The 23,726-nt window shown below is 48.9% G+C and carries 18 protein-coding genes; 13 read left to right on the top strand and 5 right to left on the bottom strand.

Features of this window, described 5'->3' with window-relative positions:
• Positions 1 to 9: 9 nt before the first annotated feature.
• Positions 10 to 1,458, bottom strand: a complete 1,449-nt coding sequence (locus AAC022_RS01645; RefSeq protein WP_339727346.1) for a hypothetical protein — start codon at positions 1,456 to 1,458, stop codon at positions 10 to 12.
• Between the two features lie 460 nt (positions 1,459 to 1,918).
• Here AAC022_RS01645 and AAC022_RS01640 point away from each other — a divergent pair, with 460 nt between their 5' ends.
• The 5 genes from AAC022_RS01640 (at position 1,919) to AAC022_RS01620 (ending at position 8,489) form a co-directional block, all read left to right on the top strand.
• Complete coding sequence (locus AAC022_RS01640; protein WP_339727345.1) at positions 1,919 to 2,998, top strand: ATP-grasp domain-containing protein; 1,080 nt, start codon at positions 1,919 to 1,921, stop codon at positions 2,996 to 2,998.
• Between the two features lie 2 nt (positions 2,999 to 3,000).
• A complete protein-coding gene (locus tag AAC022_RS01635) occupies positions 3,001 to 4,020 on the top strand; it encodes a hydantoinase/oxoprolinase family protein (protein ID WP_339727343.1) in 1,020 nt (339 codons plus the stop codon).
• Positions 4,021 to 4,372: 352 nt separating this feature from the next.
• Positions 4,373 to 6,235, top strand: coding sequence for a glutamine--fructose-6-phosphate transaminase (isomerizing) (glmS, locus tag AAC022_RS01630; RefSeq protein ID WP_339727341.1), 1,863 nt, complete (start codon positions 4,373 to 4,375; stop codon positions 6,233 to 6,235).
• Positions 6,236 to 6,563: 328 nt separating this feature from the next.
• Positions 6,564 to 7,499, top strand: a complete 936-nt coding sequence (gene ispH / locus AAC022_RS01625; RefSeq protein WP_339727339.1) for a 4-hydroxy-3-methylbut-2-enyl diphosphate reductase — start codon at positions 6,564 to 6,566, stop codon at positions 7,497 to 7,499.
• Between the two features lie 147 nt (positions 7,500 to 7,646).
• A complete protein-coding gene (locus tag AAC022_RS01620) occupies positions 7,647 to 8,489 on the top strand; it encodes a DUF3467 domain-containing protein (RefSeq protein ID WP_339727336.1) in 843 nt (280 codons plus the stop codon).
• 30 nt (positions 8,490 to 8,519) lie between these two features.
• Here AAC022_RS01620 and AAC022_RS01615 read toward each other — a convergent pair whose 3' ends face one another.
• Positions 8,520 to 9,029, bottom strand: a complete 510-nt coding sequence (locus AAC022_RS01615) for a DinB family protein (protein WP_339727334.1) — start codon at positions 9,027 to 9,029, stop codon at positions 8,520 to 8,522.
• Positions 9,030 to 9,194: 165 nt separating this feature from the next.
• A complete protein-coding gene (locus AAC022_RS01610) occupies positions 9,195 to 10,298 on the bottom strand; it encodes a glycosyltransferase family 2 protein (protein ID WP_339727332.1) in 1,104 nt (367 codons plus the stop codon).
• A gap of 449 nt (positions 10,299 to 10,747) precedes the next feature.
• On the opposite strand from AAC022_RS01610, the gene AAC022_RS01605 reads away from it, so the two are divergent.
• The 6 genes from AAC022_RS01605 (at position 10,748) to deoC (ending at position 16,927) form a co-directional block, all read left to right on the top strand.
• Positions 10,748 to 12,055, top strand: coding sequence for a CpaF family protein (locus AAC022_RS01605; RefSeq protein WP_339727330.1), 1,308 nt, complete (start codon positions 10,748 to 10,750; stop codon positions 12,053 to 12,055).
• 70 nt (positions 12,056 to 12,125) lie between these two features.
• Positions 12,126 to 13,097 carry a type II secretion system F family protein gene (locus AAC022_RS01600; protein ID WP_339727328.1) on the top strand — a complete coding sequence of 324 codons (972 nt, stop codon included), beginning with the start codon at positions 12,126 to 12,128 and terminating at the stop codon, positions 13,095 to 13,097.
• An 88-nt stretch (positions 13,098 to 13,185) separates the two neighbouring features.
• Positions 13,186 to 14,112, top strand: a complete 927-nt coding sequence (locus AAC022_RS01595; protein ID WP_339727326.1) for a type II secretion system F family protein — start codon at positions 13,186 to 13,188, stop codon at positions 14,110 to 14,112.
• A gap of 549 nt (positions 14,113 to 14,661) precedes the next feature.
• The gene (locus AAC022_RS01590; RefSeq protein WP_339727324.1) at positions 14,662 to 15,084 is read left to right on the top strand and encodes a hypothetical protein; all 423 of its coding nucleotides are present in this window, start codon (positions 14,662 to 14,664) and stop codon (positions 15,082 to 15,084) included.
• Positions 15,085 to 15,257: 173 nt separating this feature from the next.
• Positions 15,258 to 16,223: a sugar phosphate isomerase/epimerase family protein gene (locus AAC022_RS01585; RefSeq protein WP_339727322.1), complete on the top strand. Its 966-nt coding sequence runs from the start codon at positions 15,258 to 15,260 to the stop codon at positions 16,221 to 16,223.
• Positions 16,224 to 16,228: 5 nt separating this feature from the next.
• Complete coding sequence (gene deoC / locus AAC022_RS01580; protein ID WP_339727321.1) at positions 16,229 to 16,927, top strand: deoxyribose-phosphate aldolase; 699 nt, start codon at positions 16,229 to 16,231, stop codon at positions 16,925 to 16,927.
• A gap of 341 nt (positions 16,928 to 17,268) precedes the next feature.
• On the opposite strand, the gene AAC022_RS01575 is transcribed toward deoC, so the two are convergent.
• Positions 17,269 to 18,231, bottom strand: coding sequence for a DUF1559 domain-containing protein (locus AAC022_RS01575; protein WP_339727319.1), 963 nt, complete (start codon positions 18,229 to 18,231; stop codon positions 17,269 to 17,271).
• A gap of 1,118 nt (positions 18,232 to 19,349) precedes the next feature.
• Positions 19,350 to 20,315: a DUF1559 domain-containing protein gene (locus AAC022_RS01570; RefSeq protein WP_339727318.1), complete on the bottom strand. Its 966-nt coding sequence runs from the start codon at positions 20,313 to 20,315 to the stop codon at positions 19,350 to 19,352.
• Between the two features lie 763 nt (positions 20,316 to 21,078).
• On the opposite strand from AAC022_RS01570, the gene AAC022_RS01565 reads away from it, so the two are divergent.
• Together AAC022_RS01565 and feoB are read left to right on the top strand one after the other, a co-directional pair.
• Entirely contained in the window at positions 21,079 to 21,303 is a 225-nt protein-coding gene (locus tag AAC022_RS01565; RefSeq protein ID WP_339727317.1) for a ferrous iron transport protein A, read from the top strand.
• Positions 21,304 to 21,380: 77 nt separating this feature from the next.
• A complete protein-coding gene (feoB, locus tag AAC022_RS01560) occupies positions 21,381 to 23,681 on the top strand; it encodes a ferrous iron transport protein B (RefSeq protein WP_339727315.1) in 2,301 nt (766 codons plus the stop codon).
• The last annotated feature ends 45 nt before the right edge of the window (positions 23,682 to 23,726 follow it).

Genomic DNA, 23,726 nt, shown 5'->3' with positions numbered 1-23,726 from the left:
AGACACGTGTCAGCGGTTGACGGTGGTGATTTCGGTGACGCGTGTATCCAGTTTCTCTGCGTCGGCACCACTGATGGTGACTTCAAATTCTCCATCACCTGAGCCGATGGCTTTGACCAGAATGGTGTAACGCAGGAAAGCGTCTGCTGGCAGCTCTTGGATGGAGGAGACGGTTAAGATATTCTGAGTCACTTGCGGTCGCAAATTGAGCTTCTGGTTTCCCTGATGGGCTTCGACAGAGACGACACGGAACATGCGGGGAATCTTGGCCGTGAATGAGATGTCTTTCGCGGGTTGCAGTCCCCGGTTTTCGATGCTGACTTCGTAGGTGGTCTCTTCGCCGCGGGCGATGGGGTCTTTCGTATCGCGGACCTGCACATCCAGGACGCCTGTGGCGGGAGTGACTTTTAAACAGGCGGAAACCAGTTCGTTGGGAAGTTCGGGGCTGGTGACATTCACCCTTAAGCAGGCATGTTCGGCGGCGACTTCGCATTCGAATTCGACCTGTAGCTGAACTCCTTCCCCTTTGCGGACGGTATCCAGGTTCCATTTCAAATGGCCCGTTTCGCGTTCCGAGCCGATAGAGGCTTCACGCGGAATCAGAACAGGATCGTAGGAAATGTCGACCTGGATGTCATTCAAGTCGATATCGGAGACGTTGGATAATTTGACGATAAATTCGGCGCGGCTGCCGATCGTTCTTGCAGAGGGGCCAATGACAGACAGGTCCAGTTGTTTCTTTTCATATTCGACACAGACCGATTTCCAGACCAGCTCTTCCCCGTCTGCGATGGCGCGGAACCGGCAACAATGACTGCCGAGTGCATCACTGTAGAGCGTGAGGGAAATTTCCTTGGACTCGCCTGGCTGCAACGTTCCCAGTCGCTGACCAATTTTCTTTTCGCGTCTGCCGGGAAAGAGCAGGGCGGCATCGAATTCACATTCCATGAGCACGTTTCTGACAGAACGGTCACTGACGTTTTTAATGATCAGATAAAACGTGGCGCCGCTGCCCAGTTGTCGTTTGGGAATGACTTCGACGGACATTTCCAGCGGGCCGGACGCAGAGGGCGCTGTCATCATGGGGCCGGATGACTGTTTCGGGACCGACTTCGGCTCAATGCGACTTTGTAGATCGGGCACCTTCAATCGCGGTTGTGGTTTGATCTCATCGGGCAGATCTTGCGGTTGCAGTGGTTGCCTGCGATCAGCCGATTCCGGGACGGCAAACAGATCTTCTTGAGGCCGCGACGTCGCGGGTTGTCTTTTCTGAATGGTCTGTGGAGTGACTCGTTGCGTTTCACGCGATTTTGATAGAGGAGACTGTGTGCCCGTAGGGCTCTGTGACGATTGATTCTGAGGATCAAGCGGTGGTGGATTGGTCAGTTTCCAGGACGAGCGTGAATTGGGCGCAAGAGCAGAGCAGGCCGTGACTGCCAGTGTGAGCAGCAACAACATTCCTGAAACAGATCTCGAATATGGCCGAATCCCAGAGCCCGGCATGAATCATCCTCTATCGTAAAAAAGAAATAAACTCTCTTTAAAGCTTATCACGCAAACATGAGTGTTACAGGGAAAGAAACAGATGAAATTTTAAATAGTAAGAGCGGCAAACTGGATTCAAAGCGCACGTTCATTCGTGTTAGATATTGTGTAAGGGACGAACGATATGGTTCGATCGAAGTGACTGAATCTCTGGAATAATCGATTCTGTTTTGTTCAAACGGAACAAGCAGAGAAAACGTGCCGAATTCAGTGAGTTGTGGTGTTGTAGCAATTAACAAACGGCAGGGGAGTCTCTAGACTGAGGAGTCTGAAATCATTGTCTGGGGTACGATGGTCCTTCCGAATGTAACACTCGTCTTTGCGTCTGCTGAGACCGATTCGGTTCTGAAAATGCGATGAACAAGGTACGAAGTTGAACATATTTGTAACGGAATATCTTTGTAGTGGTGCCTGTGAAGTCTCTCCAGCGGATGCGTCCCTGTTAACTGAAGGGACCGCAATGCTGGAAGCCGTCGTGACCGATTTGCTGGCGATTCCAGACTGTACGGTGACGACGAGTGTGCAGGTACAACTGCCATTTGTAAATAAAGTATTACAACAGGCAGAGCGTTCGCCGCGTCTACAGATCCAGCGCGTGAAAACGCCGGACGAGGAACAAGCACTTTTTGAACGTGCCTGTCAGCAGGCCGATGTGGTTTGGGTGATTGCACCGGAATTCGATGGGCTTCTCGTTTCGCGAACCGAGTGGGCACTGCAATCTGGCGCACATGTCGTTGGTCCCGATTTGCATACAATTCAACTGACCGCCGACAAGTGGCGACTGTTTGAGTTTCTGAATGAACGGTCGCTACCTACGATTCCGACATTGTTACTGAAGGATGAACAGACAGTGTCTGAAGCTTCTTTTCCCTGTCTGATCAAACATCGGTTTGGTGCAGGGGGTTTGGGTTTGCAGTCTCTGGCGGGAGCTGAGGACTGGCGACAGAGACGCGCTGATTATGAGGAACAGCGTTCTGATTTCATCATGCAGCCTTTTCTGACTGGCAGAGCACTTTCCACGGTCGTTCTGGCAGACTCTCATCGGAGTGAAATATTTCCCATTGGCGAACAGCAGATCAGTTGGAAATCGGATTTTGAATACCAGGGGGGCGTGATGCCGGCAAAAGTGGAACCCGAAGTAATACATTCGATTCACGAACTGATTTCTCGCGTCTGTGATCTGCTGCCGGGACTTGTGGGTTATGTGGGCTTTGATATTCTGTTACCTGACACTGATCCGATGAAACCGTTGATTGTGGAAATTAATCCACGTATGACGACCAGCTATGTGGGCTACCGTCACTTGACGCCGGATAATCTGGCGGAGCGGATTGTGAAAGGGAATACCGGATTTCCTTCACTTAAGTGGAATCTGGAACAGGAAGTTCGGTTTCAACCGGATGGCAGCCTATTTCTGAACCAGTCGCGAAGTCTGGAAGAAAAGAAAAATTAAACATGTATGTGATTGGTCTGGATATTGGTGGTGCAAATCTCAAGTCAGCGGACTGCGATGGGCGTGCGAACGCCGTTGCATTTGAACTCTGGAAGACGCCGGAACTGTTAGCGCAGGCAGTACAGGAGTTGCTGACTGTGTATCAGAGTCCAGATCTGGTGGCGGTAACGATGACGGGTGAACTGGCAGACTGTTTTCCCACCAAGGCGGTTGGTGTGGAACAGATACTGGCGGCCGTGCAACAGGCGGTTGCTCCGGCACCGGTTGTGGTCTGGCAGACAGGCGCCGAATTCTTGACGACAGATCTTGCGTGTGAGTTTCCATTACTGGTGGCCGCTGCGAACTGGCATGCACTGGCGACGTGGCTGGGGCGGATGATTCCGGAGCAAAATGGGATTCTGATCGATATCGGGTCGACGACAACAGATATCATTCCGCTGGAAAATGGATTTCCAGTTCCGGAAGGGCTGACCGATGCCGAACGGTTACTCTCGGGCGAACTGGTTTATACGGGGGGACGGCGGACGCCGTTAGCGATGATTGAACAACGCGTTCCTCTCCGCGGGCAAGCGTGTCCGTTGGCAGCGGAGAGTTTTGCGACGTCCCTGGATTTGTATCTCCTGCTGAAAGAACGGGACGAGAACCCCACTGATGTGGATACCGCCAATGGGAAGCCTGCGATGCGGGTCGATGCTTATGACCGGATTGCCCGCTCCGTCTGTTGTGATACAACAGAAATGACAGAAGAGGAAGCCGTTGCCATCGCTGAGTTTCTGGCGAACAAGCAGCAGAATCAGATTTCGCAGGCCATTGATCAGGTTCTGGATCGTATGGCCGCTTTGCCGACGGGGGTTTTGATCAGTGGAAGTGCTGTTTTTCTGGCGGAGAAAGTAGTTCAGTCACACCCGAAATTGAGTCAGACCGCTCTGACGAATGTCGCAGAAATCTTTGATGGGGCGATTTCCGAATCTGCGTGTGCGTACGCCGTAGCACGACTTGCGGCAGAACGGATTCGATTTTGACGCTCCAGAGGAGTTTCTCCGGTATGAATTCACTACATCTGTGACATTGTATTAGGTTAGTAAGTGATATAAACATATTGACTTACGCGATTTTGTTCGGTGTGTTTATCAGCACTGTGTTCACATGAATTTCCGCTAAGAGTGGTTGACTCATTTTTCATACTTGTGGTATGTTCCCCAACCTGTGAGCAATGATGGGCGTACGATTTGAGCCCACCCCCTTTCCCCCCCTCAGCAATTTCAATGTCTGCCCCTGACTTCAAGGAGGAAGGGCGTCCCAATTTCTTTTGGGGCTTAGACTACAAAATACAATTATAATTACTTCCCTCATTCAGCGACGGAGCGCGAAAATATGTGTGGAATTGTCGGATATATCGGACATCGTGAAGCCGGGCCGTTGTTGATCAAAGGTCTGCAGAAACTGGAATACCGTGGTTACGACAGTGCCGGGGTCGCCATTCATGATGGATCGTCGATTCAAATTCGTAAGAAAAGAGGCCGCGTCGCTGAAATGGCGGCGCTGTATAAGTCAAACCCCATTGCGGGAACAATCGGAATCGGCCATACGCGGTGGGCGACGCACGGGGAAACCAACGATCAGAATTCCCATCCCCATGTGGGCGGCAATGGCGATGTGGTACTCGTGCACAATGGAGTAATTGAAAACTATAGCTCGCTTCGCGCACAACTGCAGGGGCTGGGTTATGTGTTTCGCACGACGACGGATACCGAAACCATTGCGCACCTGTTGTCGCATCATTTGGAAGAACAGATCAAACTGGGGTCTGAACCCGGAGAACTTCCAACGTATCTGAAAGCGATCGAAAATACGCTCTCCAAATTAAAGGGGACCTATGGGCTGGTGATTCTGTTTCAGGATCTGCCTGATGTGTTGATCGCGGCCCGTTTGGGAAGTCCACTGGTGATTGGCGTTGGAAAAGGCGAACAGTTTATCGCCAGCGATGCAACTCCCCTGGTGGGATATACGGATGAGGTGATCTATCTTTCAGATCATGAACTGGCAGTTCTCACGCGCGAAGAAGTCGAGATATTTCATCGGGATGAAGGTCAGCAGAAGCTCTCGATTCAAACTCTGGATCAGGTCAGTGTTGATTCCGATCTGGGTGAATACGAACATTACATGCTGAAAGAAATCTTCGAGCAGCCTCAGGCGCTGGAAAATGCGATGCGCGGCCGGATCGATGAAGACGAAGCGACGGCAAAATTTGGCGGATTGAATCTATCGGCACAGCAGCTTCGGAAAATTGACCGTGTCGTTCTCACGGCCTGCGGTACCAGTTGGCATTCGGGTCTGGTGGGTGAGTATCTGCTGGAAGAATTCGCGCGGATTCCCACGGAAGTGGAGTATGCCAGCGAACTGCGTTATCGGAACCCGCCGATTTCCAACAGTACGATGATCTTTGCGATTACCCAGAGTGGTGAGACGGCAGATACGCTGGCGGCGATGCGGGAATGCAAACGAAAAGGGCATCCCACGCTGGCGATTTGTAATGTGGTGGGTTCCACGATTGCCCGTGAAGCGGATGGTGGAATTTATCTGCACGCCGGGCCGGAAGTCGGAGTTGCTTCGACAAAAGCATTCACATCGCAGGTGATGGTGTTGATTCAACTCGCGCTGTTTCTGGGACGTATGCGTCATCTGTCTTATCCGGCAGGGCGACGGATTATTGATTCACTGCAAAAAATTCCGGACCAGATCCGTAAGTGTCTTGAGTGCAATGATCTGGTCAAAGATATTGCGATGAAGTATTGCAATTTCAATAACTTTCTTTATCTGGGGCGGCTCTATAATTTTCCGGCTGCTCTGGAAGGTGCGTTGAAGCTGAAAGAGATCAGCTATATTCATGCGGAAGGTTATCCGGCAGCCGAGATGAAACATGGTCCGATCGCGCTGGTCGATGAACAGACGCCGAGTGTGTTTGTAGTTCCCCGTGGCCAGATCTATCCCAAAGTGATGAGTAATCTGGAAGAGGTCAAAGCACGCAAAGGGCCGGTGATCGCGATTGCCTGTGAAGGGGACGGAAAAATTGCGGATATCGCCGATGATGTGATTTATGTACCTGATGTGCCTGATTTTCTGCAGCCTCTGGTAACAGCCATTCCGCTGCAGCTGCTTTCGTATCACATCGCCGTTCAACGGGGCTGTAACGTGGATCGTCCTCGCAATCTGGCGAAGAGTGTGACGGTCGAATAGTTGCGGCAAGAGAATTTCTCGCTGGCGTATTGTGGTGCCTCACCGATTTTACTGGACGGGCCTGATTCATTGATTTCTCATAAATCGTAGCGGAATACGAAAAAAGTCTCGAAATCTGGGCGTTCCTTGACGGAAAGTCGGAAAATTGAACTTTCCGACTTTGGTTTACTTCCGCGTTCGGCATAGAATACTTTCTGAGGCAATACTTGTGGCGATTTGCGCGCAAGTCGGGCGTCTCTGATTCGATATCTTAAAACATCAGGTTCTCCTGATGCATCACCACGGCAGAAACAGATGATTTTGTTTCTGTTGAACTGGAAATGATCAAATGAAAGTAATTCTGGCAAATCCCCGCGGTTTTTGTGCGGGTGTGAATATGGCAATTGAATGTCTTGAGGAAGTCATTCAAATTTTTGGCAGTTCCATTTATGTGTACCACGAAATTGTGCATAACAAATATGTGGTCAATCGCTTTACGGAGATGGGAGTCACGTTTGTTGATGAGGTAAGTGAAGTTCCGGAAAGCTCGATTCTGGTCTTCAGTGCGCATGGTGTTTCACCACAAATTCGTCAGCAGGCTCGCGATCGAAATATTCGCACGATCGATGCGACGTGCCCGCTGGTGACCAAAGTGCATACCGAAGCCATCAAATATGCAGAGGCGGGATACAATATCATTTTGATCGGCCATGAAGGGCACGATGAAGTGATTGGCACGATGGGGGAAGCGCCGGAAAGTATCACATTGATTGAGACTCCCGAGGAAGTCGCGGCGCTGGAGTTTCCGGAGGATGCGAAGCTGGCCTATCTGACGCAAACGACATTGAGTGTGGAAGAAGCAGGGCAGGTGATTCGAAGTCTCAAAGAAAAGTATCCTCATATTGAAAGCCCTCCCAAGGAAGATATCTGTTATGCAACGACGAATCGCCAGGAAGCGGTTTCCGAACTTGTGCTACAGGCAGATTTGGTTCTGGTACTGGGCAGTCAGAACAGTTCCAACAGTAAGCGTCTGATGGAGATTGGGAAGTCGGCTGAGAAGCCCTCTTATCTGATTGACGGCGTCGATGAGGTGTTGCCGGAATGGCTTGAAAAAAGTGAGACGATCCTGATTACCGCAGGTGCGAGCGCGCCCGAAGTCGTCGTACAGGAACTGATTCAATTTCTGAAAGATCAGTATCAGGCAGAAGTCGAGAACGCGGTGATTCGTAAAGAGTCGGTTCGCTTTCCGCTTCCCAAAGAATTGCGGATACTGCAGTCAAAATAATAGTTGGCTTCTCTTTAGTAGGAATGTTTTGCTAAGGTTTACGTAGAGCCCTGATGATGTACATAATGCAGATGATGTGAATCATGGTCGAAATCGGCTGTGAATGTGAAGTGACTTGAGAATCCTGATAGAAATGAAACAGCCGACATGAGCGATGATTTGACACCAGCAGAGAATAATGATGGCAGTTCCGATGAAAATAATCATGAGCGGCATACACAGGAAATCAGACACTCTCAAGTCAGTGCGCGTGTTCCGGAGGGAGTCTCGCGTGGGGTCTTTAGTACTGGGGCTGTTGTGTTACAGGGAGGTCACGAGTTCATTCTGGATTTCCTGTTAAGAATTTCGACACCTCAGCAGGTCGTGGCACGTGTGGTTCTGCCGATTGGCGTTGTGCCCCAGATGATTCGTGCTCTGAGAGACAATTTGAATAATTATGAAAAACGGTTCGGGACGCCGACGATTCCGACACCGCTGCCTCCGCAGGTCACCGGTTCTGCAGAATCGATTAACGTGGGGCCCGGGATGGAAACACCCGCTTCAGAGGAGCCAACGCCGTCGGTTTCTGATGTGATCTCAGGGGCTTCCTCAGCAGGGAGCGCTGGAGCGATTGGAGAAACGATGACGCCGGAATCGGATGCTGATGATCAAAAAGCAATCCCGGAAACCGTCAATAAATCTGTGGAAGCGGGGCAGAAGCCGCCTTCCGCGGAAGAACTGTATGACGAATTGAAACTGCCCGACGAAATGCTATGTGGGAATTATGCGAATGCGGTTCGGATCGGGCATTCAGCGACCGAATTTTCGTTTGATTTCATCACCACGTTTTTTCCGCGATCCTGCGTTTCCGCACGCGTGCACATGGCTGCCCCGAATATTCCCCGTCTGCTGGATTCGTTGTCTCATTCGTTTGAGCAGTTTCAGCGTAAAGTGGCACAGCAGCAAAAACGTCAGCCACCACAACAGGGTGATCAGCCGGGCAATTTATAAGCCCCTGTTCTAATCGGCCTGGCTCAAAAATTATACCTGTTGCTCGTCGCCGGAAGGTCCATAAAGTCCTGGAACGGGGATGTCGTTGAGCCGCAGGTAGACACAGAGATGTGCCCGGTGGTGGATCGTGTGGTTGAGGACCCAGGTGCGAATCACTCCCAGTTTGGGCATCGTGATGATGGGGTTCCCTGCAGAGAGGAGTGACCAGGATTTGCCGAATTCCTCATCGGGAGTCTGCTGAAGTATTTGCTTGGCAGCAGCAACATGTTTATCGAAGAGATCCACGATTTCTTGTTTCGTATTGAGTTGCGGTGTCTGATAAGGTTCACCACCTACCGGGTTGATGTCCCATACATCCTGTGTGAGAGTGCCTTCGACCCAGCCCGGAATTTCTGCGAGATGCGCACCAACCCAGCCGATCGTATTCGACTTGGGGTGTGCTTTCCAATTCAGTTTGTCATCCGGAATGCGTTCGAGGACTTTGCGGGTACCTGCCATTTCAATTTCAAATTCGGGGATGATTGATTCGGCAATCGTCATATGAGAATCCTGTCATGGAATGAAGGTGAGAGAGCTACTACCAGCGAACAGGCTTGAGTCTGATTCAGAGTGTGACACAAGACCGATCTATTTTAGCGGTGTGTTTGTTTCGAAGTCCAGAGGCGGGATGACTTCGCGTTGAACTTCATTCAGAATTGAAGTGGATTACCCTTCATCGCGAACCGTGTTTTGTTTTGCGAAAACAAGATAGCGGCAGAGAATAAAGTTAAAGGCCATACCTGTCAGGATTCCGATAAACGCGGCCAGCAACGTATTTTGTTCAAAATAAGCGAAGGAACGGCAGAGCGTTTCTGCGGTCAGCCAGTTGAAGACTGCGCCTGTCAGGCAGCTTCCGCAATAAGTAAGATATTGCTTCAAAATGGGGGCGTGACGTGCGTATGAAAACGTGATATTTCGATTGAGCAGGAAGTTGGTGCTCATGGAGATCCAAATTGCGACGGCAATCGCCACTGGCCGAATCAACCAGTGTAACAATATCGAAAGTGCTGCCAGATTAACAAAGACTCCCGTGAGGCCGATGATGGCGAATTGAACGAAATACGCGTAGTTTTGGTATTTAAATTCCGCTAGCCGCTTCAGGTGTCTCAAATAACTCAATTGTTCTTTGAACGAGAGCTTGCTGGTTCCCAGAGTCCGGTCGGCAAAATGAATGGGGACTTCCACGACATTACGACAGCGGCACTTCACCAGCAGTTCCAGGCCGATTTTGTATCCGACGGGATTGAGGATTTCGCGTACTTTCAAAAAATGGTGACGCGAGATCGCAAAGAATCCAGCCATGGGATCTTTGGCGTTGGTGAAAGGACGTGCCAGCCAGGTGGCGATGCGAGAATTCAGCTTTCGAAACCAGCCCCAGTTTTCTTCGGTCGATCCACCGTTGACGTAGCGACTGCCGATGACGAAATCGACTCCTTGATTTTGTAAGGCAGCGTACAGATCGGGAATGGCTTCCGGGGGATGCGACAGATCGGCGTCCATCACCAAGAGAAATTCACCAGCCGCTGCATCGATGCCGGCGATGACTGCGGTGGAGAGCCCCCGTTCCTGTTTGCGGGTGATTAACTGAATCGGAAATGATTCGGCCAGTGTCTGGCAGACAGCAATCGTTTCATCCGGGCTGTTGTCATCGACAACGATGATTTCAGCCACGATGTCAGAGTCCTTTAGAACCTGACTGATGCGGGGGATCAGGTTCTTTAGATTTTCGGCTTCACAATAAGTGGGAACAATAATCGATAATTGCGGCAATGTTCTGACTTTTCAGGCTTGTAACGGTTATTCGATCTGGAGCCTCTGCTACTGCTTTTCAGAGGAGGCGTGGTTCAGGTGAGGTGAGATCGATTTTCCACTCTCGGCTTACTCAAAATCCACTGTACTGTGTTAAGAAACAATCGTTTTTGTCATTCCAGGACAGGCTGGGGATGGTGACACGTTCAATCATTGATTTCGGCAGAATGGTAAGGATCCGCAGATTCGTCATGACCGGTGCGATGTTTCGGGTTCCTCTGGATTCTCAATGCTGTTTTTTCGCATCATTTTCACTCTTCGGGCGACTTGCGGCTGATTTGTGAACTAGATTTATAGTGAGAAAACCTGGTTCGGATTTCTGGAAGAAAAGCGATCCGTCTGGAGTGAATTTCAAGACGGGCACGACAGGTTTTCATTTTCATACAACAAGTTGAAGGAGTTATGAGCACATGGCTGGTCCTGGCCTTTCCAATACCGATCCCAATATGGCATTTGATGACCTGAAGCGACTCATTCATGGCAAGCTGGTTGAAAAACTGGATTTGTCCCGGGTGGGTGACTTGGAAGGCGATTCACTCCGGCGTGAAATCCGTTTGGTGATTGAGCATTTGTGTGATACGGAAAACCCTCTGCTGAACCGCTCGGAACGTGAGCGCTTGATCGAGGAGATTCTGGATGAGACCTTCGGCTTCGGACCTTTAGAGCTGTTGCTGAAGGATCAGGATGTCGCCGATATTATGATCAACGGACCCAAGCATGTGTTTGTCGAAAAAAACGGGCGGATTGAACGTTCGAATGTAGTCTTTCGAGACAATGCGCATTTGCTGCAGATTCTTGACCGGATTGTTTCCAAGGTGGGGCGTCGTGTCGATGAAACTTCTCCGCTGGTTGACGCCCGCTTGCCCGATGGTTCACGTTTGAATGCGGTCATTCCGCCTCTGGCTCTGGACGGGCCTTCGTTAACCATTCGTAAATTTGGTTCGAATCCACTAGGACTGGAAGATCTGCTGCGGTTTGGTGCGTTTACACCAGAAATTGCGATGTTGCTGGAAGGCACGATCAAGGCACGCATTAACACAATTATCAGTGGTGGTACCGGTTCTGGTAAAACAACCCTTTTAAATACACTTTCCGGCTTCATTCAAAGTGATCATCGCGTGATCACGATTGAAGACGCTGCAGAATTGCAGTTGCAGCAAGATCACGTACTGCGCTTGGAAACGCGACCGCCGAACATTGAAGGGAAGGGGGCGGTTAACGCTACCGACCTGGTGAAGAACGCGTTGCGTATGCGGCCTGACCGAATCATCATCGGGGAATGTCGTGGTGGCGAGTCATTAGACATGTTACAGGCGATGAATACTGGTCACGAAGGTTCGTTGACCACAATTCACGCCAACTCACCGCGCGACGCTGTTTCCCGTCTGGAAACGATGATCACAATGGGTGGGGTTGAATTGCCTCTGAAAGCGTTGAGACAGCAGTTCGCTTCCGCCGTCGATTTGATTATTCAGGTGAACCGTTTACAGGGTGGGCCTCGTAAAGTGACACATATCACAGAGGTGCTGAATATGGAGCAGGATACCGTAATTATGCAGGATATTTTCCTGTTTGTTCAGGATGGAATTGATGCAGACGGCCGAGCCTACGGTCACTTTGAAGCGACCGGTGTGCGTCCTGCTTTCATGGATCGTCTGGAAGCCTCGGGCGTGCGACTGCCATCGAACCTGTTTGCCAATCGGGTCTTGCAGGGATAAGAAATTCCATTGAATTAAAACCAATGAATCAAAAAAGAAATTGATTTTTAAACGATAAAGGTAATCAGAGATGGATCAAACACTCATCATCTCAATCGCTGCATTTTTCGGTGTGATGGCGCTCGTGGGGACCATTATATTTGTCTTCAAGGACTTTTCGTCGAGTAAAGCCGAAGATCGTCTGGCGGTAATTACGGGGAAAAAAAAGGCAAACGAGGAATCGGCATCGCTCTTGAAAGAGGAATTTGTCAAGGGGGGCTTGAACAGCCTTTCGGACCAGGTTGCTCACTTTTTTGAGAAGTTTGGAAATATCAAGCTGCTACTGGAACAGGCCGAGGCGCCGTTTAAAGCAGACACGTTTTTATTAATGACCGCAGTTTCTGCTGCGGCAGGTTTTGCGCTGGCGTGGTTTACGAATGCGCCTGTACCTTTCTGTCCGGTTGCCGCTTTAGGCACAGGATCACTTCCGTTTATGTGGTTGTTGTTTTGCCGGAATCGACGGTTTAAGAAGTTTGCGCACCAACTTCCGGATGCATTGGAACTGGTGGGGCGTGCTTTGCGTTCCGGGCACAGTCTGGCGTCGGGATTGAGTGTTGTGGTGCAGGAGATGCCGGCACCAATTTCCACAGAATTTGCCTTGGCGTATGAGGAACAGAATCTGGGTGTTCCCATCGAAGAGTCCTTGAAGAGCATGCTGAAGCGGATGCCAAACCTGGACTTGAAGTTTTTCGTGACAGCGGTGGTCATTCAGAGACAAGCAGGGGGGGACCTTGCCGAGATTCTGGACAAAATTGGTCACATTATCCGTGAGCGGTTCAAGATTATGGGACAGGTTCAGGCTTTGACGGGGGAAGGTCGTATCAGTGGGGTCGTGTTGATGGCTCTGCCGATTGCGCTGTTTTTTGCGGTCTACTATCTGAACCCCGATTATGTGATGTTGCTGTTTACGGATGAACTGGGACGAAAAATGATCGCTGGTGGGCTCGTGCTGCAGGTTCTCGGTGCTCTATGGATCAAGAAAATCGTCAATATCAAAATCTGAGTATCTAACCATTTCAAACATTTGATCGCGTATTCGTATTTGAAAGTTTTATAGCCGGTTCGATTGGCTGAATGTGGGAGAGTAAATTATGGATTTCGTTCAATTATTACCGTGGGCTATCTTTGGGATGGTGATTGTGGGTGTGATTGCTTTGATCAGCAAGCTCAGTTCCGATCAATCCCGGACATCGGCGCGTCTGGATGAGCTGCGTAATCCCCATTTGCGAAACAATCCTGAGGAAGCTCAGACCGCCAGCACACTTCTGGAGAAGGCAGCACCGACGCTTTCCAAAGCGCTGGCACCGACGTCTGAACTGGAAGAAAACAAGCTCAAAGTGCGGCTGGCCAACGCCGGGTATAATAGTGAAAATGCGCCGTCCATCTTTCTTTCGTTGAAAGTTGCGATCGGAGTGTTGGGTGTGGTCCTCGGTTCTGGTGTCGGATTTTATAAATATGGGCTGACACAAAATGGCTGGACTTCGATGATCATTGCCGGCGGCATTGGTTTTTATCTGCCTTCCATTGTGTTGGCTTTTTTGTGCAAAGGACGCATTTCTCGAATTTTCCTTTCCTTGCCGGATGCATTAGACTTATTGGTTGTGTGTGTGGAAGCAGGTCTGGGGCTCGATGCAGCGATGCGGCGTGTCTCGGAAGAATTGGAAGAAACCGCACCTGATGTCTGTAGTGAATTTGCCTTGTGTAACCTGCAACTACAGATGGGACGTCAACGGCGTGAGGTGTTGCATGATCTGGGAATACGGAGTGGCGTCGATGACATGCGCGCGCTGGCTGCAATTCTGATTCAAGCAGATAAATTCGGTTCTTCAATTGCGCAGGCGCTCCGTGTGCAGTCTGACAGTATGCGCGTCAAACGGAGCCAGATGGCAGAAGAGCAGGCCGCGATGACGGCAGTGAAAATGATCTTTCCACTGGTACTGTTCATCTTTCCCGGAATTTTCGTCGTGCTGGTAGGACCAGCTGCGATCATGATGATTAACGGTTTGCTATCAAGCTAATCAAAGAATCAAGATTTCGATTTCCTTTCCGTTACCAAAATGTAAACACCTTTGATCAGTTTTGTGATCAAAGGTGTTTTATTTTCTTTACAGTCTCTCGGTTCATTCTGAATACGACCTATGGTTCTAATCAAGATCCTTTGCAGGAATCATAAATATTGGCTGCGAATGTCGGGTATTTGTTCGTTTTACTGATTTATTCCTGCTTGATTCGTTAATCCTGTCGTAGAAATGATTTTGGCATTTATTTTGCGACAATCTTTCTGGAATCGGATGATTAAGTGGGAGAGAGTACACCTCAGAAAAGTGGTACGCTTCTGAAATCATCCTTGGGATTGTTGTCTTGCAAAGCGACATTCGGGAAGCTTGAGAATCAAGCAACCTTCTGGCAAGGCGCTATAATCTTTTGTGTCAATTTCATCAAATTGTAAAACACGTTTAGACGATCAGTCTGACTGGTGCATCAATCTGGTTTGCTGGAAATTGATAGACTGTATGTCAGGTAACCAACGAAACTTCGTATCCAGTATTTTAGATTGAATAATCCCGATGCCTGCCCCTCCCTCATGGCTGAATACGATGGCAAACCACGTGGCATCTCTGATGTATGATGTCGATGTCCTGTCGCCCATTGGTTGTCACTTCTTTTTCAATAACAGTCGCAACGAGTGGGAAGTGACTCTGTTTGCTTCGAATACCGAGATCGTTGGCGGCGAATGGGATGGTGTTCTGGCACCTTCCAAATTCTGTTTTGATATCCTCAAAGTGGGAGAAATCTTTGAGGAAGTCCAGGCGATGCACTGGCAGGCATTACCTGTCGATTATGATGACCAATTGGGACCTCATGTTTCCATTGAAGCCACCTATAAAGGACATCAAGTCTGGGTGCGCGTGCTGGCGGAATCTCCGGAAGAATTTGAACCGGGCCGCCGCGTTAAAGCATATGAATCCGATTTAAAAGAAATCTGGTAATCGCGTCTGTTCAGTTTCACTTCTCTTGCTGCTCCAGTCAATTTGGAGAAACGGGCCTCGTCATCTTTGTGTTCTCTCAGATGGCATTTTCTCTGTTTCCCGTTGATGTGCTGCTCTAACGTAGATCTATTCTAGCATCTCGATTATCATGCGATTTGAGACGGATAGTGTGCTTGAAAACCGCTTTGACTGATTCAGAAACGGAGAGCGATGCGATGCAACTGGGGTTTGTGACGGCAATATTACCTGACTACGAGCTGCGACAGGTATTTCAGACGGCTGCGGAAATTGGTTATGACTGTGTGGAAGTCATGTGCTGGCCTCAAGGGAAAGATGCTCGCCGCTATGCCGGAATAACTCATATCTCTGTTGAGGACTTTTCCGATTCCGACGTCACCACAATTCAGCAAATGGCTGACGAGTTCGGTATTTCGATCAGTGCGCTGGGGTATTATCCGAATCCGCTCACTCCCGATTTGGAAGAATCACAGAAGTATGTGGAACATATCCAGAAGATAATTGCTGCAGCGAATAAGCTGGGCATCAACCGCATGAATACGTTTATTGGTCGCGACTGGAAGAAATCGGTCGATGAGAACTGGCCTCGTTTTCTGCAAACCTGGCCAGAGATTATCCAATTTGCAGAACAGCAACAGGTGCGAGTGGGGATAGAGAATTGTCCGATGTCTTTTTCCAGTGATGAATGGCCGGGGGGAAAGAATCTGGCCATTAGCCCGGCGATCTGGAAGCGGATGTATGCCGACATTCCCAGTGCGTATTTCGGGTTGAATTATGATCCGTCGCATCTGGTGTGGATGCAGATGGATTATCTGGCGCCGATCCGTGATTTTGCCGATCGAATATTTCATGTGCATGCCAAGGATGTGCGGGTTGATCAGCATCGGCTGGATCAGGTGGGAATTCTGGCACATCCACTGGAATATCACACTCCCAAACTACCCGGACTGGGGCAGGTGGAATGGGGCAGCTTTTTCTCTCAATTGAATGAGATCGGCTATCAGGGGCCTGTCTGCGTGGAAGTGGAAGACCGGGCCTACGAAGATTCGACCGAATCTTGTCTGTCCGCTTTGCGGCAGTGTCATACTTACTTGAGGAATTTTATTCCAGAAAGAAAATAACAGCCATGGAATTCAACTATCACGATATCGCGAAGATGATAGATCACTCGTTATTGAAGCCGACGCTGACAACAGAAGAATTAGAAGCAGGCTGCCAACTGGCGCTGACCTATGATGTAGCCAGCGTGTGTATCATGCCCTTTTATCTCAAACGGTGTGCAGAGCTTTTGCGTGTATCTTCCGTCAAAGCCAGTACCACGATCGGCTTTCCGCATGGCGGCCATACGAAGTATGTCAAACAGATTGAAGCCGAGCTGGCGGTTGCCGATGGCTGCGAAGAGCTGGATATGGTTGTCAATCTTTCGCGTGTCTTAAGTGGCGAATGGAAGTATGTGGCTGACGAGATCGAAGGAGTCACGAAGATCGCGCATCAGGCGGGACAGAAGATCAAAGTCATCTTTGAAAACTGTTATCTGGCTGATGAACACAAAATCGAACTCTGCCGGATCTGCGGGGAGTTGGGTGTCGACTGGGTCAAAACATCAACGGGCTATGGCACCGGCGGCGCGACGATGGAAGACTTGAAGCTGATGCGGGCAGAAAGTCCCCCCGAAGTGCAGGTGAAAGCAGCGGGCGGAGTTCGAACGCTCGACAAACTCCTGGAAGTCCGCGCGATAGGCGTCAGCCGCGTGGGCGCGAGTGCCACACAGAGCATTCTGGAAGACTGCCGTGCGCGACTGGGGCTTGCTCCGTTGAGTGAGTAAGACGACGTTTGAAGTGTAACTTAGACTCACTCTTTGAAGTTTTTCATGTCTTCAGCCTCTTGTTCTGGATCAATCTGAGAATCCACTTCCTCTTCTTGGTGAAGTGGTGGTGCTTCTCCCCCACAACCAAATTGGAACGGAGCCAGGCAGAGCATAAACAAGATTGAAAATAAGTATCGGTGCATAGCGAGCTTCTAATCCTCTGATGAGTTTCGCTGCGAAGTTTCTTATAAGTCTGATCTATCGCAGTCGTGGCCTAAGAAATAGATAAGGCGAACAGAGAGAAGCTCGCCACTTGAAACAAGTGACGAGGATCTCTTCATGTGACAAGTGATACAAGCCTACCATTCACCCAGAACATTGCCGTCCTGCGGGTGGCCCAGATTTCTCCAGATCTGATTGTCAATGCTATCGGATGCAAATCGGATTGCACCATCGGCAACGAGAACATGAACCCCACCTGTGTGTTTACTTCGTGCTGCCAGCAGGGCTCCCGTAGTGCTTGAGCCGGCACCGCAGTCGGGCATGCCTTTATTATTCGGATTATAAATCGTTCCGTAATAATGAGACTCGTATTTTTGCCCATAGAACCACGAATAACCTTGCTGATAGCTCGCTAAATATGGTGCTTTCGTCAGACAACTGGCAGGGCACATGCCAATGTCTTCAGAAGGGCTAGTAGAAGGATCTTGAAGCGGTTGATCGTCACAGAAGGGAGCCTTGGCAAATGTTTCAGAGACCATCATTGTGTTTGAAGTGCCATCTTCTACATCACGAATTTTCATTCGGCTATTGACGCTGAACATGGATTCTGTTTCGTCTCTTCCTGAATGCCAATCAGTACCACGGCAGGCCAGGTAGTTAGTCGGACCATACCCACCAATAGGCTGACGAGAAGAATCACTGGGGCAGCGGTATGCCGGGATTTTCTCTTGTCTGACGCTGGTATTCGAGCCACCAGTACCGGGAGCCCTTTCAAAGTTAATCTGATTGTAAAGCGGCGCCTGATCAATTAAGGGGAGGATTCGGGCCATCCAGGTAATTTGACTGGTGGACCATGAATCAAGACCACTATAAAAATCTCGGATATCACCAGGTGGGAACGTCTGAAAATTATCGTGGTAATTGTGCAAAGCCAAGCCAATTTGCTTGAGATTATTTTTGCACTGCGTACGGCGGGCGGCTTCGCGTGCCTGCTGAACTGCCGGCAATAGTAAGGCAATTAAGATAGCGATGATCGCAATCACTACCAGCAGTTCGATTAGAGTGAAGCCACGTTTCCTTTTGAGCAGCATTTTTCCCATTACTTGAACTCCTGAAAATAAGAAAATGAAACAACCGGACAATTAATATAGAAATACATAGCCGGAGAAAATTTCTCGGACTGTATAGATTGGATTATTTGTTAAATTGGATTTTCAGAGTTGTATTGGTTCTGGTTTCAGTTTGTGTGTGACCACAAAAAGATCGAATCTGTTGCGAAGACAAAACCAGATAAATTTCAAATATAGGATATATAAAACTACCGTTAGGTTAGATGAATATCAAATGTGGAGTACATGGAATCACCAGTGGCTCAAGTGAGTTTACTATAGTCGAGTATTCAATTATTTCCAGTACGATTTTTAAAAATGAGATGCGAAAAATTAACTATATGAGTGTAGGTGCCTTGTTGAGGTAAAGCACTCATTGGTAGTGAATTGTGCATGGATTGCGAAAATACCAAATAGTATTAGTGAAGCAATGCGAGACTAGTGCTTTGTCAAGCTAGGAATTGAGGGTTGTGGGTGTTGTTTACGTGCTCCGTTGTCGCACTCTCGTGATATCCTTCAACCCAATATTTAAAAATGACACTCCACTAGATAGCCAGGAAGTATCAATGAAACAGGGAATCACGATCAGAGATTGGCTGAAAAGAGAGGGTTCTGTTTTTTTGCGAATGAAATCAGGTGTAAAGAACAGAGGGGGATGGATTATAGAACGTGAGAGTGGGGCAGGGGAAAATAAAACAGCCAGGATTCCTTAAGCGTTTCGACGAAAGGATCCTGGCTGAAATTATATTTACGGATTATTGGTTTTTAAGTGCTTTTTTTTGTGCCTCAGCTTCTGTGGCGGGATCAAGCTCTTCGACTGGGTTAGACTCAGTTTCCGGTGTCAAGGGGGCTGAATCTCCACAGCCGAATTGAAAGGGGGTCATACAGGTGACAAGCAGAATAGAACAAAAGAATCTGGTCATAGCGTGTTCTTCCTATTATTCAGAGGGGGAGTTGAGGGGGAGTTGTAGTTAAGGTGATCGTGTTTGAATGCAACCACAACATAGAATCACAGTTTAATTACCCAGTAGTGCTAAAAAACCTCGCCACTTGAGTCGAATCACAAGTAGCGAGGAAATTCATTAGCATTTTAAAATCATGAATGAATCTTACCATTCACCCAGGACATTACCATCATTGTAATTACCCAGATTCCGCCAGATGGTGAGGTCAACATTCTCCGAAGCGAACCGGACTGACCCGTCACCCAACAGAGTATGAACTCCCCCCACATGCTTACTGCGGGCAGACAGGAGTGCATTCGTGGAGCTTGAGCCGGCACCACAGTCAGGAATTTTTGAGTTGGGTGTATAAATCGTACAATAATAATGTGATTGATATTGTTGTGCCCACATCCAGGAATAACCCTGCTGTGCGCCGGTTGTGTTACCGCCGTAAACAGTACCGCAAACAGCGGAACAGCTGTTACTGGATGGGACTTCGCTACACATAGGGGCACTGGCAAAAGATTCCGAGACCATCATGGTATTGGTCGTACCATCTTCAAGATCACGGATTCTGACAATACCATTCATCATGAATACCGAATTGATATCGGTTGTCGAACCAGTGGCAGTTGTTGTACGCGCATCTGCTGTGACACCAAGACCTCGACAGGCCATATAGTTGGTGGGGCCATAGTTACCATCTGGTTGGCGTGATGAATCACTGGGGCAGCGTACGACGGTCAGCTTTTCTCTACGAAGATTACTGTTCGGGGCGGCACTGACGCCATGTTCCATTTCAAAGTTGATTTGATTGTAGAGTGGGGCCTGATCCAGGAAAGGCAAAATACGAGGGATCCAACCCAGCTGGCTAGTAACCCAAGATTGGACTCCGGATCCATAGGTTCTTCTGACGTCTCCAGGGGGAAATGCTCTGAAGTTATCATGGTAGTTGTGCAAAGCCAGACCAATCTGCTTGAGATTGTTTTTACACTGAGATCGGCGAGCGGCTTCGCGTGCCTGTTGAACGGCTGGCAATAATAAAGCAATTAAAATGGCAATGATAGCAATCACAACGAGTAGTTCGATCAGCGTGAATCCACGCTTTCTCTTGAGCAGCATTTTTTCCATAACTTGAACTCCTGAAAAAAGAAATCAAACAGAAAATGTAATGTGAAGAACATTTGATAGAAGTGGATCTGGGGATTACGAATTGCTCGCAGGCCCGGTCAGAAAAAATCAGTTTTGACAATGAAATGAATTTGCGTTGTCTGCTTAAGACATGTCTTTATTGAAAAAGGAATCTCGTTCATAGAAACATGTGTTTTGATCGGTAAAAACACCTGCATAGACAATGTTAGTATTGTGTTATTATTTTAAAAATTAATTCTATGTGAAGCAATAAGATCGTTGACTATTATTAAGATGTAAAAAATATTTATGTACTTATGTAGTAATTGTTTATGACGATTGTTGTGAACAGAAGTGTCTAAGTGTTTTGGTGTGGTTGTGTAGTTAGTGTTACTTTGCTGTTAAGTGCATAACGTAGTGAGGAAATGGTGGTATTGTGTGTGGTACGTCATTTGATAATGGAAGAGTCCAAGTTGAATTCCGGCTGAAACCATTCGTCCCGTTTATTGATTCGCATGGAATCTTCATCGAAGGGGTGCAAGGGTTTAGGTTTACTAAGCAAAACCTGTGATGCTGGATTTCAGAGGCGTTCTACGGGCTTACTTTTCATTTTTAGGGTTAATGGGTTACCTTAATCGGGTGCTCTCGAAACGACGCAAGGAATGAGTTGAAACTGAGTCTCAATTTCCCTATAATGTGTTGTTTAGCTGAGAGAGTGAAATACACGCCGCTAGATTTCTTTTGTGTTGAGATCGTTTAAGTCATGACGTTGAACCAGATTGTAAAAGGCCAGGTAGCGCGGATTACACAAATCAATGGTGAAGATGCCATTTCCATCCGGTTGATGGAAATGGGGCTGATTGACGGAGAACAGATTCAATTGCTGGGAAAAGCTCCTTTAGGTGACCCACTGGAATTTGCAATCCGAGGTTACCGCTTATCGTTGCGACTGAATGAAGCGAAGTGTGTTGAAGTTGAAGTTGTCTAACGCCTGTTTCCTCTGAACGAGAGAAGCAACCTGGTTTACCTTCCGAATGAAAGCGCTGCTTTCAGATTTCTAATTCCATGATCAACACTCCCGCCGTGTCACAAAATCCCGTGCAACAAAAAAAAATGACGATTGCCATTATTGGCAACCCGAATACCGGGAAGAGTACCCTGTTTAATCAGCTTTCCGGCGGGCATGCGCACATCGGGAACTTTCCCGGAGTGACCGTGGAAAAGAAAGTGGGCAGTGTGACATGGGAAGGCCGTCAGATTGATCTGGTCGATTTGCCGGGAACATATAGTCTGGCGCCGCGATCCATCGATGAAATGCTGGCGGTCGATGTGTTACTGGGCCGGCAAAAAGAGGTCCCGCAGCCTGATGCGATTATCTGCATCGCGGATGCATCGAATCTGGAACGCAATCTGTATCTGTTTAGTCAGGTTCTGGATCTGTCGATTCCGGTCGTGCTGGTTCTTAACATGTGTGATATGGCGCGGTCACGCGGCATTGAGATCGATTCGCAGGCCTTATCCCAAAAATTGAATGTGCCTGTTGTTTGCACAGAAGCTCATCATGCGGTAGGTCTGAAAGAGCTGAAAGCCGCCATTTTGGAAATTGGGATAGGCTCTTCACATCAACCGTTGGCACTGTTTCCGGACGCCTTTTATGCCGAGCGGAAATTGATTCGCGCGAAGATACAGGCCAATCAGGAAAACAGTCCGCCCGATTTTCTGGTGGATCGGTTATTGCTTGATGTGGGCGGATATGTGGAATCGTATTTCGAGCACAAGACTCACAATGGTTTGATGGATGATCTCCATCAGTCACGCTCGCGATTGAAAGAGGCGGGTTATGCCGTTCCGGCGATGGAAGCCCGCATGCGGTATGGCTGGGCCCGGGAGTTATTGCAGGATGTGGTACAGCATCCGACCGATCAGCGGGAGACGTCTTCTGATAAAATTGATCGCTGGTTAACACACCGCATATTTGGATTTCTGTTCTTCTTTATGCTGATGTTTTTTGTCTTTCAGTCGGTCTTTACGTGGGCGGGGCCTGCGATGGATCTGATTGAAACGGGACAGGGATTGATTGACGGGGCTGTCGAGTCTGTTATTGCGCCCGGCCCTTTGCGGAGCCTGATCGTTGATGGAGTGATCGCCGGCGTGGGTGGCGTGCTGATCTTTCTGCCTCAGATTGTGATTCTGTATTTCTTTATCGCCGTTCTGGAAGATAGCGGCTATATGGCACGGGCGGCGTTTATTATGGATCGCCTGATGCGGAGTCTGGGGCTGAGCGGAAAATCATTCATTCCTTTGATGTCCTCTTTTGCCTGTGCGGTGCCTGGGATTATGGCGACGCGTGTGATTGAGAACCGCCACGAACGATTGACGACGATTCTGGTTGCCCCCTTAATGAGTTGCTCGGCCCGCTGGCCGGTTTATACGCTGTTTATCGCCGCCTTCATTCCGAACATTGCGTATTTCACGATCGCGGGCAGTCCCCTGGTGACATTGCAGGGGATGGTCTTGTTTGCGATGTCATCGATTGGCGCGTTGGTTGCGATTCCTATCGCCTGGTTCCTGAAGCGGGTTTGCTTTAAGGGAGATGTGGCACCCTTTGTGATGGAGCTGCCGGGTTATAAATGGCCTTCGCCACGAAATGTGATCTATCGCGTTTATCATCGCGCCAAGTCGTTCGTGGTGAAAGCGGGGACATTGATTTTCGCGACATCAATTCTTATCTGGGCCGCCGGTTATTTCCCCGGCGATCACAGTGAGCAGTTTCAGATTCAGAACAAGGTCGAGGCGATCGATGCTTCTCTGGCCGAGATCGACGAGCAGATTGCTGCAGCGGACAAAGAGACGCCGGCGGCGATTAAAGGGTTAGAGGGGCAGCAGGAAGTCTTGGCTGCAGAGCAGGCTGTGTTGGTGGAACAGGAAAACCTCGTCAGCGGCCAGTTGGTCGAATCCAGTTTTCTGGGACGGGCGGGGCACTGGATTGAACCGGCTGTGAAGCCGTTAGGCTGGGACTGGAAAATTGGCGTGGGCGTGATAGCCTCGTTTCCGGCTCGGGAAGTGATCATTTCGACGTTGGGTACGATTTATAGTCTGGGCGGTGATGTCGGGGAAGAAGATGAAGGCCTGATCGGTTCGATTCGCGCGTCAACCTGGCCTGATGGCAGGAAAGTATTCAATATTCCGGTGGCGATCTCGATCATGGTGTTCTTTGCGTTGTGTGCCCAATGTGCGGCGACGTTAATGGTGATGCGACGTGAAACGAACAGCTGGTTCTGGCCGGTGGTTTCGTTTACTTATATGACGACGCTGGCTTACGTGGGGGCTTTGATTTCCTATCAGGTGGGCATGTTATTTATTTAGTGAAACGAACTCTGATTTCGTAAGAATTCTGACACAGAGATTTAA

Source organism: uncultured Gimesia sp. (assembly GCF_963976445.1).
Lineage (GTDB): Bacteria > Planctomycetota > Planctomycetia > Planctomycetales > Planctomycetaceae > Gimesia.
This window is presented reverse-complemented; position numbering and strand designations above follow the sequence as displayed.